Source organism: Microbacterium xylanilyticum (assembly GCF_054654695.1).
Genome location: NZ_BAAIEN010000002.1, coordinates 723,622 through 737,327, shown reverse-complemented (window position 1 = coordinate 737,327; position 13,706 = coordinate 723,622). Strand labels below are relative to the sequence as shown.

14 protein-coding genes and 3 tRNA genes are annotated in these 13,706 nt (G+C 71.0%); 6 read left to right on the top strand and 11 right to left on the bottom strand.

Going from position 1 to position 13,706, the window contains the following annotated elements; translation table 11 throughout:
- Nucleotides 1–139 precede the first annotated feature (139 nt).
- Nucleotides 140–781, top strand: coding sequence for a TetR/AcrR family transcriptional regulator (locus ACYQ1L_RS04060; RefSeq protein WP_460002976.1), 642 nt, complete (start codon nucleotides 140–142; stop codon nucleotides 779–781).
- A gap of 76 nt (nucleotides 782–857) precedes the next feature.
- On the opposite strand, the gene ACYQ1L_RS04055 is transcribed toward ACYQ1L_RS04060, so the two are convergent.
- Entirely contained in the window at nucleotides 858–1,499 is a 642-nt protein-coding gene (locus ACYQ1L_RS04055) for an MIP/aquaporin family protein (protein ID WP_460002975.1), read from the bottom strand.
- A gap of 236 nt (nucleotides 1,500–1,735) precedes the next feature.
- On the opposite strand from ACYQ1L_RS04055, the gene ACYQ1L_RS04050 reads away from it, so the two are divergent.
- Together ACYQ1L_RS04050 and ACYQ1L_RS04045 are read left to right on the top strand one after the other, a co-directional pair.
- Nucleotides 1,736–1,915, top strand: a complete 180-nt coding sequence (locus ACYQ1L_RS04050; RefSeq protein WP_460002974.1) for a hypothetical protein — start codon at nucleotides 1,736–1,738, stop codon at nucleotides 1,913–1,915.
- 55 nt (nucleotides 1,916–1,970) lie between these two features.
- Entirely contained in the window at nucleotides 1,971–3,194 is a 1,224-nt protein-coding gene (locus ACYQ1L_RS04045) for a DNA polymerase domain-containing protein (RefSeq protein ID WP_460002973.1), read from the top strand.
- 76 nt (nucleotides 3,195–3,270) lie between these two features.
- Here ACYQ1L_RS04045 and ACYQ1L_RS04040 read toward each other — a convergent pair whose 3' ends face one another.
- The gene (locus ACYQ1L_RS04040; RefSeq protein WP_460002972.1) at nucleotides 3,271–3,489 is read right to left on the bottom strand and encodes a hypothetical protein; all 219 of its coding nucleotides are present in this window, start codon (nucleotides 3,487–3,489) and stop codon (nucleotides 3,271–3,273) included.
- 394 nt (nucleotides 3,490–3,883) lie between these two features.
- Here ACYQ1L_RS04040 and ACYQ1L_RS04035 point away from each other — a divergent pair, with 394 nt between their 5' ends.
- Complete coding sequence (locus ACYQ1L_RS04035; RefSeq protein WP_460002971.1) at nucleotides 3,884–4,549, top strand: GntR family transcriptional regulator; 666 nt, start codon at nucleotides 3,884–3,886, stop codon at nucleotides 4,547–4,549.
- Nucleotides 4,550–4,726: 177 nt separating this feature from the next.
- Nucleotides 4,727–7,303, top strand: a complete 2,577-nt coding sequence (locus ACYQ1L_RS04030) for a PEP/pyruvate-binding domain-containing protein (RefSeq protein WP_460002970.1) — start codon at nucleotides 4,727–4,729, stop codon at nucleotides 7,301–7,303.
- A gap of 78 nt (nucleotides 7,304–7,381) precedes the next feature.
- Here ACYQ1L_RS04030 and ACYQ1L_RS04025 read toward each other — a convergent pair.
- The 6 genes from ACYQ1L_RS04025 to ACYQ1L_RS04000 all read right to left on the bottom strand — a co-directional run bounded on the left by ACYQ1L_RS04025 (nucleotide 7,382) and on the right by ACYQ1L_RS04000 (nucleotide 11,041).
- Nucleotides 7,382–7,455: transfer RNA gene (locus tag ACYQ1L_RS04025), tRNA-Met, on the bottom strand.
- A gap of 24 nt (nucleotides 7,456–7,479) precedes the next feature.
- Nucleotides 7,480–7,551 (bottom strand) — tRNA-Thr (locus ACYQ1L_RS04020).
- Between the two features lie 109 nt (nucleotides 7,552–7,660).
- On the bottom strand, nucleotides 7,661–8,455 hold the full coding sequence (locus ACYQ1L_RS04015) for an inositol monophosphatase family protein (RefSeq protein WP_460002969.1): 795 nt from the start codon (nucleotides 8,453–8,455) through the stop codon (nucleotides 7,661–7,663).
- Entirely contained in the window at nucleotides 8,452–9,522 is a 1,071-nt protein-coding gene (locus ACYQ1L_RS04010; protein ID WP_460002968.1) for a hypothetical protein, read from the bottom strand. The genes ACYQ1L_RS04015 and ACYQ1L_RS04010 overlap by 4 nt, the downstream gene beginning before the upstream one ends.
- A 126-nt stretch (nucleotides 9,523–9,648) precedes the next feature.
- Complete coding sequence (locus ACYQ1L_RS04005) at nucleotides 9,649–10,440, bottom strand: enoyl-CoA hydratase/isomerase family protein (RefSeq protein WP_460002967.1); 792 nt, start codon at nucleotides 10,438–10,440, stop codon at nucleotides 9,649–9,651.
- Nucleotides 10,441–10,549: 109 nt separating this feature from the next.
- Nucleotides 10,550–11,041, bottom strand: coding sequence for an FBP domain-containing protein (locus ACYQ1L_RS04000; RefSeq protein WP_460002966.1), 492 nt, complete (start codon nucleotides 11,039–11,041; stop codon nucleotides 10,550–10,552).
- 125 nt (nucleotides 11,042–11,166) lie between these two features.
- Here ACYQ1L_RS04000 and ACYQ1L_RS03995 point away from each other — a divergent pair, with 125 nt between their 5' ends.
- Nucleotides 11,167–11,547 carry a VOC family protein gene (locus ACYQ1L_RS03995; RefSeq protein WP_460002965.1) on the top strand — a complete coding sequence of 127 codons (381 nt, stop codon included), beginning with the start codon at nucleotides 11,167–11,169 and terminating at the stop codon, nucleotides 11,545–11,547.
- A 59-nt stretch (nucleotides 11,548–11,606) separates the two neighbouring features.
- Here the strand turns inward: ACYQ1L_RS03995 and ACYQ1L_RS03990 are convergent.
- From ACYQ1L_RS03990 to ACYQ1L_RS03980, 3 genes are all read right to left on the bottom strand, one after another.
- A tRNA-Tyr gene (locus tag ACYQ1L_RS03990) sits at nucleotides 11,607–11,688 on the bottom strand.
- A gap of 109 nt (nucleotides 11,689–11,797) precedes the next feature.
- Complete coding sequence (locus ACYQ1L_RS03985; RefSeq protein WP_460002964.1) at nucleotides 11,798–12,802, bottom strand: LacI family DNA-binding transcriptional regulator; 1,005 nt, start codon at nucleotides 12,800–12,802, stop codon at nucleotides 11,798–11,800.
- Between the two features lie 89 nt (nucleotides 12,803–12,891).
- The gene (locus tag ACYQ1L_RS03980; protein ID WP_460002963.1) at nucleotides 12,892–13,665 is read right to left on the bottom strand and encodes an alpha-L-rhamnosidase-related protein; all 774 of its coding nucleotides are present in this window, start codon (nucleotides 13,663–13,665) and stop codon (nucleotides 12,892–12,894) included.
- Nucleotides 13,666–13,706 lie beyond the last annotated feature (41 nt).

The window sequence follows — 13,706 nt, the reverse complement described above, 5'->3', positions numbered from 1 at the left end:
TCCGGGTCGTCGTCGACGGGATGCTGCCGGCCGGATCGACGCTCTTGTTTTTCCGACCGATCGTTCAGTAAAAAGGATGACAGACGGATCCCGCCCGGGCAAGTCCGCGGCGACGGAGCCGTAGGAGAGAATGATCCGGATGAGCACCCCGCCTGCGAGCGCCCCCGCGGCAGCCGACGAGGCCGTTCCGCGCTCGCGCCGCGGGCGCCCCGGCTACGACCGCGCGCAGGTGATGGAGATCGCGGTGCGCCTGTTCAACGAGCAGGGCTACGACGCCACCAGCGTCTCGTCGCTCGCCACGGAGCTCGGCCTCAGCAAGGCGGCGCTGTACCACCACTTCTCCTCCAAGGAGCAGATCCTCCAGATCGCGCTCGACGACGCGCTCGGCGGCCTGGAGGCCGTGCTGGAGGAGGCGCTCTCGGACGACGACCGACCGACGGCGGCCCGGCTGGTCGCCGTGATCCAGGGCGCCGTGCGGGTGCTCACGAGCCGACTGCCCCAGGTCACGCTGCTGCTGCGCGTGCACGGCAACAGCGAGATCGAGCGGGCGGCGCTGGAACGACGACGACTGTTCGATCAGCGCGTCGCCCAGCTGGTCACTAAGGCGCAGCACGAGGGCGCGCTGCGCGGCGACATCCGCCCCTCGGTCACGACACGGCTCATGTTCGGCATGATCAACTCGATCATCGAGTGGTACCGCCCCGCACACACCTCGCTGACCCCGGACGAGCTCGTCGAGGACGTCACACGCGTGATCTTCGACGGCCTCCGCGCCCGCTGACCGGATCCGCCGATCCCGCCGGACAGCAGAACGCCCCGTGCTCCGGAGAGCACGGGGCGTTCCACAGACGGATGGATCAGGCGGTCTTCTTGCTGTCGTTGCTGCTGAGCACCCGGAACAGCAGCGCGGCGACCGCGGCGCCGATCAGCGGCGCGACGATGTAGAGCCCCAGGTTCGCCCACGCGAACTGGCCGCTGATCGACAGGCCCAGCCCGACGGCGGGGTTGAAGCCGCCGCCCGAGATGCCGCCGACCGCGGTGGCGCCCACGAACACGGTGCCGCCGATGGCGAGGCCGTAGAACGAGTTGTTCTCGTTGTCCTTCGAGGTGGCGACATTCAGCACGACCCACACGAGGACGAAGGTGAACAGCGCCTCGACGAGGAACGCGGGGCCGATCTCGATCTTGACGGCCTTCGCGGCGTGCGGCCACACCGCGAAGCTCACGAGGGCGGCGAGTGCACCGCCGACGAACTGGGCGATGATGTAGGCGAAGAAGTCGACGACGCTTATGCCGCCGCGCAGCAGCACGCCGAGCGAGACCGCCGGGTTCAGGTGCCCACCCGAGATGTGGCCCGAGGCGTAGATGAGCACGGCGAGCGCGAGGCCGATCGCCAGCGGCGTGAGCGGGCTGCCGCTGTTGACGGCCCCGATGATCGCGAACACGAACAGGAACGTGGAGATCGCTTCGGTGAGCGCCTTTCCTGCGATGCCAGTCATTTTCGAATGCCTTTTCTGTCAGGTCGAGGATGGGGCGGAGAATCCCGCACGCCGGTCGGCGCACCCTGGATTGCCGAGCCAGAATACCGGCTTCCTGTCAATCAGCTGGGAACGTGGCCCGCTATTGCGGTGGATCGGAGGCGGAAATCTCTTGACCCGGGGTCATCCTCATTCCATGATTTCATTATTCGATAGAGCAATTCCATAATTCGGAATCTAGACCGAGAGAAGAGGCGATGATGCCCCAGACCCCCGACACCGTCGATCGCCGTCCGGACGAGGCGGGCGTCACACCGCGCCGCGCGTCGATCTACCCGCTCATCGATGTCGACCCGGATTTCCACATCCCCGCTCGCCGCGAGGGCGCCATCACGCGAATGCTCGTCGCACTGCGGATCCTGCCGCAGGCGTCCTGACCCCGTCCTCCGCGCGGACCTCGCCATGGAGCGGCGCACGATCTAACGTGGGTCCATGGCAGGGCGAGCCGAGACGTTCATCGAGGTCGCGGGCGAGGAGGTGCGCGTGTCGCACCCCGACAAGGTCGTCTTCCCCCAAGCGGGGCTGACGAAGCTCGATCTCGTGGAGTACTACCTCGCGGTCGCGGACGGCGCCCTGCGCGGCGCGGGCGGACGCCCCATGGTGCTGAAGCGGTTCGTGAAGGGGATCGACGCCGAGCCGTTCTTCCAGAAACGCGTTCCGTCGCATCCCGGCTTCATCGGCACGGCCGTGCTCCGCTACGCCTCCGGCAGCTCCGCGGAGGAGGCCGTGGTCGCCGATCCGGCGGGGCTCGCGTGGATCGTCAACCTCGGCTGCATCGACCTCAACCCGCACGCCGTCCGCGCCGGCGACCTCGAGCATCCCGATGAGCTCCGCGTCGACCTGGATCCGATGCCCGGCGTGGAGTGGGCGCAGATCGTCGACACGGCCTTCGTCGTCCGCGAGGTGCTCGACGACTGCGGCCTCGTCGGCTGGCCGAAGACGAGCGGATCCCGCGGCATGCACATCCTCGTCCGCATCCGCCCCGAGTGGGACTTCGCCGCGGTGCGCCTCGCGGCCGAGACCCTCGCCCGCGAGGTCGAGGCACGCGCGCCCGGCCTCGCGACCGCCCGCTGGTGGAAGGAGGAGCGCGGCGAGAGCGTCTTCGTCGACTTCAACCAGAACGCGAAGGACCGCACAGTCGCCTCGGCCTACTCGGTGCGCCCGCTGCCGGATGCGCGGGTCTCCACGCCGCTCCCCTGGGACGAGGTGCGCCTGCGCCGCCCCGAGGAATTCACCGTGCCGACGGTGCGCGCGCGGTTCGCGGACATCGGCGACCCGCATCAGGGCATCGACGAGGCGGCGGGCTCACTGTCGGACCTGCTCGCCCTGGCCGACGAGCTGGGGCCGGCGGAGAAGCCGCCCCGCGGATCCGACGGATCCGGCCGGAGGACCTCCACCATGCCGCTCATCGAGATCGCGCGCACGAAGACGAAGCCCGAGGCGCTCGCCGCCCTGGAGCAATGGCGCGGGGCGCACGCCTCCGTGGCGGCCCTGCTGCACCCCGCCGACGTCCTCGTCGACGGCATGCGCGGCTCGAGCTCGCTCTGGTACCGGGTGCGGGTGAATCTCCAGCACGTGCCGGAGGAGCTGCGCCCACCGCAGGAGCCCCTGATCGCGGACTACGACCCGTGGGCGGGGAAGGTCTGGCCCGGCTGAGGTCACGGGTCACCGCCGTCTCGCGCCGGCCGAGCAGAGACGCGCGCGCGGCGTGCGACAGTGCGCGGAGGAGCCGCTATCCCGGATCCTCGCTCGCATCCTCCTGCTCGCGGCCTTCCTCCCGGCGCGCGTCCCGGAGATCGGGAGCGAGTGGCGCATCGGTCGCCGCGAGGATGACGGGAATGCGCCACGCCGCGCTGAGGATGATGGGTCGGCGGCGGCGCGCGACGCTCTCCGCAGGTTGTTCGTCGTCGCCACCCGGTGGTGGGGCCTCCGCGGCATCGTCATCGCTCATGGGATGGCCGCAGCATGACGCGGTCTTGCGGTGACTCGGCGGCAGCGAACGAGGTACGCGGGCATTCGTATGACCCTTCGCGAGCGGACTGACTTCACGATGCTGTGAACGCAGACGTGATTCGGAACGGGAGTCCCGGTGGCCCGTCGGTTCCCGTCGCCGCCAGACCACCGGGTCCCGCGCACCGTGGATGCGCAGGAACGGGCAGCACGCGCGATAGCTGGGGACAAGCGCTCAATCTGCCCGTGCAACCGCCGGGATATCGGTGCGAGTCGAGGGTAACACGCCCGGACTCTAACATCTAGGATTTCAATCCGGCCCAGCCCGTACACTGGAGCCTGTGGCGCCCGCTGCCTGAGGCACCACAGCTCGGCAGTCGCGATCTGGGGGTACCATGCCGATTCCAAAAGGCGACGACCTTCCGTCGCGCACGCTCATCCGCGATCGCGTGTATGCGCAGATCAAGCAGGCAATCCTCGACGGCACCATCCAGCCCGGCGAGCGCCTGGACGACGGAGAGCTCCTCGAGTGGCTGGGCGTCTCGCGCACGCCCATCCGCCAGGCCCTCTACGTGCTGACCGTCGAGGGCCTGGTCGAGACCGCCCCGCAGTCGTACACGAGGGTGGTGACACCCCAGCGCGAGGAGGCGATGGACTACCTCCGCGCGATCGGCACGCTCGTCGCAGGCGTCATGGACTTGTCGTTGCCCTCGGCGGAAGCCGCTGACGTCGATCGACTCGCCGCTCTTGTCGACGCGATCTGCGAACGCGTCCGTCGGCATGACCTCGAGGGCACGCTGGCAGCATCGGACGCCTACCACGCGGCACTTCTCGACCTCTGCCCGAATCGCCCGATGCGGCGCCTCGTCGAGCAGAGCGGGATGTCCCTCGCCTACTACGTCCTCGCCGTCTACCGGGCGCTCGTGATCGATTGGGACAGCGTGCTCACCCGGTATCAGGGAATCGCAGAAGCTCTTCGGCAACGGCGCTACGAAGAGGCCTCAGCACTCACGAAGACGCTCTACGGGGTGTCGGGCTCGGAGCATCCCATCGTGAGCTGAAGGCCGGCCACGCACTCGCGCGCATGCTGGACAGCGACGGAGCCACGGCGTCCATAGCCTGTGGCACGGTGCGCGGAGCCGCGCGTCGCTGATGCCCGCGGGCCTTGCGGTCCGTCCCGCGAGGTGCGATCCTTCCATTAATTCCTCGCTTGATGAATTAATTCGGAAGGACCGCCCGTGGACCGCGACGAAGCCCAGCCCGGCGAACCCCTCGTCCTCGATCTCGCGCAGCTCTCGGCCGCCGAGCTTCCGGCAGTGGGCGGCAAGGCCGCCAATCTCGGCGAGCTCATCCGCGCCGGCTTCGACGTGCCCACGGGGTTCTGCCTCACCACGGAGGCGTACCGCCGCGCGGTGCGCGGCACCGTCGTGGAGGACGGGACGATGCGCGACGCCGCGGCCGCGCGCGCCGCCATCATCGCGGCACCGGTTCCTGCAGAGGTGGAGAGCGCCGTGCGCGCGGCGTATGCAGGGCTGGGCGCGGGACCGGTCGCCGTGCGCTCGTCCGCCACCGCGGAGGACCTCCCCGGCGCGAGCTTCGCCGGCCAGCAGGACACCTACCTCGGCATCACGGGCATCGACGACGTGCTCGACGCCGTGCGGCGCTGCTGGGCGTCACTCTGGACCGACCGCGCCGTCGCGTACCGCGCAGCGCACGACATCGACGGCGCGTGCGTCACCCTGGCCGTCGTGGTGCAGACCATGATCGACGCAGAAGCCGCCGGGGTGCTGTTCACCGCGGATCCCGTGACGGGCCGGCTGCGGCAGGCCGTGCTCGACGCCGCGCGCGGCCTCGGCGAGTCGGTCGTCTCCGGATCCGTGGACCCCGACCACTTCGTGATCGACACCGCCACCGGCCGGATCCTCGACCGCCGGCGTGGCAGCGGTGTGGTCGTGAGCGTCACGGACGCGCAGGTGGTGGCGCTCGCCTCCCTCGGCGATCGCGTCGAGCGCGGGTTCGGCGCCCCGCAGGACATCGAGTGGGCCATCGACGGCGACGGCAAGCTGTGGCTCACGCAGTCACGCCCGATCACGACCCTCTACCCGGTGCCCGTGCGCGATGCGCCCAAGCCGCCGGACGAGATCCGCGCCTTCTTCTGCATCAGCCTCGCCCAAGGGCTGCACCGGCCCATCACGCCGATGGGGATCGCGGCATTCCGCGTGATCGGCACCGGTTTCCTGGACCTCATCGGCCGCCGTCCCGCACGGATCGTCGACGGCCCCGGAGGCCTCGCCGTCGGCGGCGAGCGGCTGTTCGTCGACGCGACTCCGATCGTCCGCTCCGCGGCGGGTCGCGCGATCTTCCCGCGGGCGCTCGACGTCATGGAGGCGCGGTCCGCGGTGGTGCTGCGCGGCCTGTTCGGCGACCCGCGGTTCGCGGTCCTCCCCGGATCGCGCCGGCGCTTCCTGCGCGGGTTCCTTCATCTCGCCGCCCGGATCCGCGCTCCGTTCGTGATCGCGCAGGCGCTCACGGATCCGCGCACGGCGCAGCGTCGCGTGCGCCGTCTCGAGGCCGAGGTGCGCGCGTTCGATGCCCCCTCCGGCGCGATCGCGGACCGCGTCGACGGCGTCGTCGACCTCATCTTCCGGGCGATGCCGTACGCGCCCCGCAGTCTTCCCGGTGCCGCCGCCGGCTGCGCGATGCTGGGCCTCGCACAGCGCCTGCTGGGCCCGACGGTCCGGCCCGGCGACATCCAGACGGTGCTGCGCAGCGCGCCCGACAACGTGACGACGCAGATGGATCTCGACCTGTGGGACCTCGCCGTGCGGGCGCGCGCGGACGCCGACTCAGCCGTCGCCCTGGAGACCCGCTCCGCGCGAGACCTGGCCGACGGCTTCCTCGATGGCGAACTGCCGATGACGCTGCAGCGCGCGATGAGCACCTTCCTCGATCGCTACGGTCATCGGGCCGTCGCTGAGATCGATCTGGGGATGCCACGCTGGGCCGACGATCCGGCGCACCTGTTCGGCGTGCTGTCCGGCTATCTCCGACTGGATGCGGACGCGGACAGCCCCGCCCAGCATTTCGCCGACGGAGCTGCCGCGGCGACGGCGATGATCGAGACACTGTACCGTCGCGCACTCCCGCGCCGGCGGATTCGCGCCCGCATCGCGCGCGGATGCCTGCGGCGAGCGCGCGCCCTCGTGGGGATGCGCGAGATGCCGAAGTATCTGGTGATCCTCGCGCTACGACGGGCGCGTGAGACGATGCTCGGGGTCGGGCACGAGCTCGCGGAGACGGGTTCGCTCGCGGATCCACAGGACGTGTTCTTCCTCGATTTCGAGGAGACGAAGCGGGTCGCCGCAGGCGAGGACCTGCGCGCCGTGATCCGCGAGCGGCGAGCCGGCTACGACGCCGAGCTGCAGCGCCGGCATGTGCCGCGCGTGCTGCTGTCGGATGGGACCGAGCCCGAGGCGGTCGGCACCGCCGCAGCGGCTGCGGAAGGCTCGCTGCGCGGCACGCCGGCATCGGCCGGAACAGTGACGGGCACCGCCCGCGTCATCCTGGATCCGGTCGGCGCCGAACTGCAGCCGGGAGAGATCCTCGTCGCACCCTCGACCGACCCCGGGTGGACGCCGCTCTTCCTCACCGCGGGCGGCCTCGTCATGGAGATGGGCGGCGCGAACAGCCACGGCGCGGTCGTCGCACGCGAGTACGGCATCCCCGCGGTGGTCGGCGTCGCCCGCGCGACCGAGCTGATCTCGACCGGGGACGAGGTGACCGTCGACGGCGCGGCCGGGGTTGTCAGCCGCTAGCGCGGGTCATCCATCCTCGCGCGGCCGGGGCTAGTCCGGATACGAGAAAACCCCCGGAGATCCGGGGGTTTCGATCGGTAGCAGGAGCGGGGCTTGAACCCGCGACCTCACGATTATGAGTCGTGCGCTCTCACCAACTGAGCTACCCTGCCGCACGGCATCCGATGGATACTGCGAGCCCCGAGTCAGGATTGAACTGACGACCCCTTCCTTACCATGGAAGTGCTCTGCCACTGAGCTATCGGGGCGTGCTGCCCTGAGCGGGCAACCAGACGAGAATACCAAAGATTCGGCGCGTCGCCGAATCGGGGCGGCTCTCGCGTAACACGGGCGTGTCCGCGTGCCGGCACGCCCCGTTCAGGCGGTCTCGAGGATCCTGAGCCGCAGCTCTTCGACGACTCGGGAACCGCCCGCGAGGTTCAGGCGACGGGTGACATCGCGCCCTTCCGGACGCAGGAACACCCCGCCCGCCTCCTGCACGAGGAGCGCACCGGCGGCGAAGTCCCACGGCGACAGGCCGCGCTCGAAGTAGCCGTCGAGGCGTCCCGCGGCGACGTACGCGAGGTCGGTCGCGGCGCTGCCGCCACGACGCAGATCCCGCGCCATCGGCATCACGCGCCCCACCGTGGCGAGGTCGCCGGCGTGCGTGCTCGAGTCGTATCCGAACCCCGTGGCGAGCAGTGCGCCGGCCGGCCCGGGCTCGGCGATCCGCAGGCGCACCCCGTTGACGTGCGCTCCCTCGCCGCGCGCCGCGGAGAACGTCTCCCCGATGACGGGCGACCGCACGACGCCGGCGAGCGCGGTCCAGCCGTCCGGGTCGGCTCCGCCCTCGACCGCGGCGATGCTCACGGCGTACAGCGGGATGCCCGACGCGTAGTTGACGGTGCCGTCGATCGGATCCACGACCCAGGTGATGCCCGTCGTGCCCTCGCCGCCGCCGGACTCCTCGCCGAGGAAGCCGTCACCCGGGCGCTCCGCGCTCAGCCGCGCGCGGATGAGCGCCTCGACCTCGCGGTCGGCCTCGGTGACGATGTCGGCGAGCGTCGACTTGCTCGCGGCGATGGAGACGCCCTCTTCACGTCGGCGGCGGGCCAGCTCCCCTGCCTCGTGCGCGATGTCGACCGCGAGATCGCGGAGATCTGCGGCGGTCACGACGCGGACGAGGACGCGGTCGGCGGGGCGGGCGGGGCCTGCGGGAACCCCGAAGGTTCGCCGGCCTGGGCGACGCCGGACGGTGCGGCGCCGTCGAAGCCGTGCCCGCCGGAGAGCGGGTCGTGCACCGGCGCAGGCTGAGCCGCGGTCGGCGCGGGCTGAGCCGCGGTCGGCGCGGGCTGAACCGCGGTCGGCGCGGGCTGAACCGCAGCCGGCGCGGGCTGGGCCGGTACCGCCTGCCCCGGGACCGTGGCGCCCGGAGACGGCACGCCCGTGTAGTACGCGTTCCAGTCGGGGCTGCCGTCGGGAAGGATCGGCAGCGGCGTGCGGGCGTCCGCGTACGTCGGCCACGGCTGCAGCGCTGCCGCCGGAGTCGCCGTCGCGGCGAAGGCGGCCGGCGCAGGTCGCTTCGGGGCGAAAAGCACGTTCAGCAGCGGGATGAGCATCGTGCCCACCGCGACGAGGATCGTCAGCGCCACCACGATCCGCCAGTACAGCTCCTCGTAGTGGAACGTGTGCGGGAAGGTCAGGTAGAACACCAGCATGCCGACGAGCACCGCGAGGAACGCGAAGGTAGCCCAGACGATCGCGCGCGTGAACCCGGTCACGTAGCGCGCCGCGGCCTTGCGGAACAGCCGCACGTGCAGCAGGGCGAGCTGCAGGATGGCGACGACTCCGACCAGCTGGAAGAACCGTTCCGGGCCGTCGAAGTAGGAGAAGTAGGTGCCGTCGTCGGGGAGCCAGATCTTCACCGCCCCGACCAGCAGCGCCAGAATCCACGAGATCATGCTGAGCAGCGCGAGCCAGTCCTCGCGGTTGGGCGCCAGGCTCGCCTCCAGGATCGCGATCGCGGCGAAGCCCGCGAGCAGCAGGATCGTCAGGAACGCGCGGCCGATGAGCCCCTGCTGGTCGCCGATCAGCACCCAGACCACGCAGACCAGCGCGGCCGCGATGAGCGCGCCGATCGCGATCCAGATGGCTCCGCGGATGAGCAGGGACGTGTTCGCCCCGGATTTCGCCGGTGTCGTCGTGTTCGCCATGGGGTCCCCCGTCTGTCGTGCCTTCATCCTCGCATGATCGGGCGCGCGGTCCCGGCGCACTCCGTCGACGGTGGAGAACTGCACGCGTGCCCGGGGCTGTGCGGATGGATACCGTGCCGGAGCCGGTCGCTCACGCCCGCGCGGACGAATGCCTCAGCGGGTGCTCGAGCGGCTCGCGAACGCCGCGATCAGCTCCTGCGCCTCGGCCCCGCGGAACGCCGCGGCGATGCTGCGCGCCTCCTCGTCCAGCTGGCCCGCGAACGTGCGCTCCGGGCGGGAGCGGACCAGGCGCTTCGCCTGCCCGTACGCCCGGAACGCTCCGGACAGCCAGAATCGGGCGATCTCCTCGGCACGGCTGCGGACCGCCGCGGCGATCGCCGGCGCATCGCCCTCCCCCACGGCTTCGGCGGCGATGCCCCACTCCACGGCTTCCGCAGCAGACAGCATGCGATCGGTGAGCAGCAGCTGCAGCGCGCGGCGCTCGCCCACCGCCGCGGCCAGCTGCGCGCTCACGGAGAGATCGGGAGTGAGGCCGACGTTGGCGTACAGACTGCCGAAGCGCGAATCGGATCCGACCACGGCGTAGTCGCTCGCGAGCAGGATCCCCAGCCCCCCGCCCGCGGTGGTGCCGTGCGCGGCGGCGACGACCGGCACCGCGGAGGACACGAGCGATGCGATGCCCGAGTGGATCACCTGGGCGAGGCGCTCGATCTCCTCGGGCCCGCCCATGCCGGTCGCCATGTCGATGACGTCGCCTCCCGCGCAGAAGGCGCGCCCTTCGCCCTCGATCAGGATCGCACCCACCGTGCTGTCACGGACGGCGGCCGCCGTCGTCTCGGCCCAGGCGTGCGCGAGCTCGGCGTTGAACGCGTTGAGGCGCTGCGGACGATTCAGTGTGATCCGGGCGAGCCCGTCCTCGACACGGTAGAGCAGCGGGTCGGACATGGGACTCCTTCGGGGATCAGCGGCGATCGGGCGGCGTGAGCCGCTCCTCCAGGGTACGCGCGTCGACGGCACTCGTGACACGGAGTCTCAGCGCGAATGAACCTGAGGATCAGGCGTCGCCGAGGACCGATGCCACGAAGGAGTACACCCGGCGGTGCGTGCCGTCGAGGCGGCGATCGGCCAGGCGCTCGGCCCGGATCTCGTTCGGCGCGAGCGGCGGGGCGAGCCGCACGCTCTCGTGGCAGGAGAGGTCGGCGCAGATGTACGTGCCGACCACGGAGCCCTTGCGTCCCTCCGCGCCCCCGCGGCGCGCCGCGAACAGGGCGACCTGATTGCCGGGCTGCATCGTGTGGCAGAGATTGCACATGCCCGAGCGCACCCGCGAGGGATCGGCGGCGCGCAGCACGATGCCGACCGCCTCCCCCTCCTGCTCGATGACGATGTAGCCGCTGCGCGAGGCGATCGGATCCCGCCACGCGAAGAAGTCGAGGTAGTCCCACTCGGCCAGGAGCAGGTCGTGCGGCATCGCGATCTCGGCGACCTCATCGGGCTCGGCGTTGCGGAACGACGCCCGGATCTGGTCTTCGGTGAGGGCACGCATGACCACCAGTCTAGGAAGGGCACGCGTGGTGGGCACCGGATCCCGCATCGGCATGGCCGGCGATGTCGGTGGCCGCACCGAGGATGAACCTCGTCGCGCCGCACGGCCCGACGGAGAGGATTCCCTTGGACTTCGCATCGATCCGCATCATCACCGACGACGTCGACCGTCTCACGAGCTTCTACGAGCAGGTGACAGGGGCGACGGCCACCCGGCCCGCCCCGGTGTTCGCCGAACTGAGGACCGGGACCGGAACTCTCGCGATCGGGAGCACGGCGACGGTCGCCATGCTCGGCGACCGCGCTCCGAAGCCCGGGAGCAACCACTCCGTGATCATCGAGTTCCTCGTCGAGGACGTGGACGCGGAGTTCGCCCGGCTTCGCGATGTGCTGGACGACGTCGTGCTCGCGCCCACGACCATGCCCTGGGGCAACCGGTCGACGCTGTTCCGCGACCCCGACGGCAACCTCGTCAACCTCTTCGCCCGGCCCACGTCGCGCGACTGAGGCGTCAGCACCCCATGAGACGAGGGAAGGCCCCCGCTTTCGCGAGGGCCTTCCAGGGGTGGCGAGTGAGGGATTCGAACCCCCGAAGCATTCCGCGGCTGATTTACAGTCAGCTCCCTTTGGCCGCTCGGGCAACTCGCCATGCACGCCCGTCCCGCTTTTCCAGCCGACCGGGGGCGCGAAGATCAAGCATACCCGGCGGATCCTGACACCGGAAATCGAGGCGGCGAAGCGGTCGCCGTCCGCGTGTTCACGCGCCGAGCGTGGACGCGCGCGCGACCAGCTCGGGACGGTAGAGCACCCGCTCCGCGGTCGCCGCACGTCCGTCGGCGGCGCCGAGGAGGAGGTCGACGGCCGTGGATCCGATGAGGCCGGCGGGCTGCCGGATCGAGCTCAGCGGGATGACCGCCGCCTCAGCGAAGTCGAAGTCGTCGTAGCCGATGAGCGCGATGTCCTGCGGCACCCGGACATCGCCGACCATGACCAGGCTCTGCAGGATCCCGAGAGCCAGCAGGTCGTTCGCGGCGAAGATCGCGTCGGGCCGGTGCGCCGGGGGACGCTCCATGAGGAGGCGGCCTGCGCGGCGGCCCTCCTCCACGCTGAGCGCGCCGGTGGCCATGAACTCGAGGCCCACGCCGGCCTCGGCCGCGACCGCCTGCGCACCGCTGAGACGATCCGAGACCTGTCGGAGCGAGACCGGTCCGCCGACGAAAGCGAGGCGGCGGCGCCCTGTCTCGAGGAGATGCGCCGCAGCGATCCGGCCGCCCTCCACATCGTCCACGGCGACGGAGGAGAATCCGGGGTCGCTGGTGTCCCGGTCGACGAGCACGCTGGGGGTGCCCCGCTCGCGCATCTGCTGCAATCGGGGCAGGGCGTCGGCGACGGGAGTGATGAGCACGCCGGCGACGCGCTGCTCCTCGAAGAGGTCGAGCAGCATGCGCTCACGCCCCGCGTTCTCGTCGCTGTTCGCGACGAGAACCGACAGCCCGTGCTCGTCTGCACGCTGCTCGGCGCCCCGCACGACTTCGGCGAACAACGGGTTGCGGATGTCGAGCACCACCAGGCCGATGGTGTGACTGCGTCCCGCCCGGAGCTGGCGTGCCGCGTCGTTGCGCACGTAGCCGAGGCGCGCGATCGACGCCTGCACGCGGGCGACGGTCTCCGCGGAGACGCGTTCGGGGCGGTTGAGGACGTTCGAGACGGTGCCCACGGACACGCCGGCGTCCTCGGCCACTTCCCGGACGCTCACGACCATCGCCGCCCCCTTCTCTCGCACAGGGAGCCTAGGGCATGGCCTGGACGGAGCCTCGGCGGGCCGCGCCCGAGGCAGAGGCACGGCTCCTCTCACACGGTGAAGCGGTGCTCGCCCCCGACGACCTCGTGCGTCGCCCCTCCGGGCAGCACGATCTCCGCCGGGAGCCCTTCGGGTATGCGCGCCTCGAGGACGAACCCGTCATCGCCGGTGCGCCAGTCGACGGTGATCTCGCCCGCCGCGGTCTCGTACCGGGTGCGGGCCCAGGTGATCCCCGGCCCGGGAACCGGCTCGACGCGCACCGTGGCGTAGCCGGGCTCCCCCGGACGGATGCCGCCGACGACCTGGTGGATCCAGTCCACGACCGCGCCGAGCGCGTAGTGGTTGAAGCTCGTCATCTCGCCCGGGTTGATGGATCCGTCGGGGAGCATCGAGTCCCAGCGCTCCCACACCGTGGTCGCCCCCATCGTCACGGGATAGAGCCAGGACGGGTTCTCCTTCTCGAGCAGCAGCCGATAGGCGTCCTCGACGTGGCCCGTCTCGGAGAGCGCCCACGTGACGAACGGAGTGCCGGCGAAGCCGGTCGTGACCCGATAGTCCCCGGCGCGCACCAGCTCGGCCAGCCGCTCGGCCGCCCTCTCGCGATCGGCGTCGCCGAGAAGACCGAAGCAGATCGCCAGTGCGTAGACGGTCACGCAGTCCGAGCGCACGCGACCGTCCTCGACGTAGTGCTCCTGGAACGCTGCGCGCGTCCGCTCGGCCAGCCGCTGCCAGCGCTCCGCCTCGGCGGTCAGCCCGAGGACCTCCGCGGCCTCCGCCGCGAACGACGCCGAGCGGTAGAGGCACGCACGCCGTCGCCACGACATGCGGATCCGCCTTCGCCGCAGCGGGGTTCTCCGGCGGCGCA

Coding starts and splice junctions, on each gene's coding strand:
- ACYQ1L_RS04010 (WP_460002968.1), bottom strand. CDS start 9,522: ATGAAGGCACGACAGACGGGGGACCCCATGGCGAACACGACGACACCG.
- ACYQ1L_RS03980 (WP_460002963.1), bottom strand. CDS start 13,665: ATGTCGTGGCGACGGCGTGCGTGCCTCTACCGCTCGGCGTCGTTCGCG.
- ACYQ1L_RS04055 (WP_460002975.1), bottom strand. CDS start 1,499: ATGACTGGCATCGCAGGAAAGGCGCTCACCGAAGCGATCTCCACGTTC.
- ACYQ1L_RS04045 (WP_460002973.1), top strand. CDS start 1,971: ATGGCAGGGCGAGCCGAGACGTTCATCGAGGTCGCGGGCGAGGAGGTG.
- ACYQ1L_RS04060 (WP_460002976.1), top strand. CDS start 140: ATGAGCACCCCGCCTGCGAGCGCCCCCGCGGCAGCCGACGAGGCCGTT.
- ACYQ1L_RS04035 (WP_460002971.1), top strand. CDS start 3,884: ATGCCGATTCCAAAAGGCGACGACCTTCCGTCGCGCACGCTCATCCGC.
- ACYQ1L_RS03985 (WP_460002964.1), bottom strand. CDS start 12,802: ATGGTCGTGAGCGTCCGGGAAGTGGCCGAGGACGCCGGCGTGTCCGTG.
- ACYQ1L_RS04050 (WP_460002974.1), top strand. CDS start 1,736: ATGATGCCCCAGACCCCCGACACCGTCGATCGCCGTCCGGACGAGGCG.
- ACYQ1L_RS04000 (WP_460002966.1), bottom strand. CDS start 11,041: ATGCGTGCCCTCACCGAAGACCAGATCCGGGCGTCGTTCCGCAACGCC.
- ACYQ1L_RS04005 (WP_460002967.1), bottom strand. CDS start 10,440: ATGTCCGACCCGCTGCTCTACCGTGTCGAGGACGGGCTCGCCCGGATC.
- ACYQ1L_RS04040 (WP_460002972.1), bottom strand. CDS start 3,489: ATGAGCGATGACGATGCCGCGGAGGCCCCACCACCGGGTGGCGACGAC.